Source organism: Erythrobacter donghaensis, from assembly GCF_001557325.1.
Classification (GTDB): domain Bacteria; phylum Pseudomonadota; class Alphaproteobacteria; order Sphingomonadales; family Sphingomonadaceae; genus Erythrobacter; species Erythrobacter donghaensis_B.
Genome location: NZ_LSJS01000269.1, coordinates 1 through 527, shown reverse-complemented (window position 1 = coordinate 527; position 527 = coordinate 1). Strand labels below are relative to the sequence as shown.

Below are 527 nucleotides of genomic sequence, written 5' to 3'. Positions count from 1 at the left end.
GCCGCGATCCCGCCGCCGTCAGCGCGAGAATTCCGCCGAGCAGCAGCAGCTCGATCGCGGCAAAGCCCCACTTGCTCTCCTTCATCCCGGCCGGCAGGTAGAGAATCCCGACCATCACGGCGAGCGCGGCGAGCACGAAGTTGACGCACATCCCCGAGCGATAGGCATCGGCGAGGCGGCTGGCGATGCCGTCGGACCAAGCGAACAGCGGCAGCACGTCCTCGGTCAGCTCGCGCACCACCGCCGGGTCGCCCCCGGGCATGGCGGCTGCCGCGGCGACCACCTCCGCGCCGCTGCCCGCAACGATTGCCCCGGGTGCCTCGTATTCGACCCTGAGCGAGCCCAGCGCGCCGCCCGCGCCGCCGAACACCCGCTCGATCCGGCGATAGAGCCCGAAGCCGCGGCTCGAGACCGGTCGCCACCGTTCCTCGCCGAGCCGCGCCGGGCTCCAGCCCTCGACCACCACCGCGGCGCGGATGATCGCTTCGAGCCGCGCCGCGTCGGGGCCGGCGGCGGGGTCGGCGGGG

General features: G+C 74.2%; 1 pseudogene. It reads right to left on the bottom strand.

Going from position 1 to position 527, the window contains the following annotated elements:
* A pseudogene (locus AX692_RS20275) lies at positions 1-527 on the bottom strand (hypothetical protein); the annotation flags it as partial.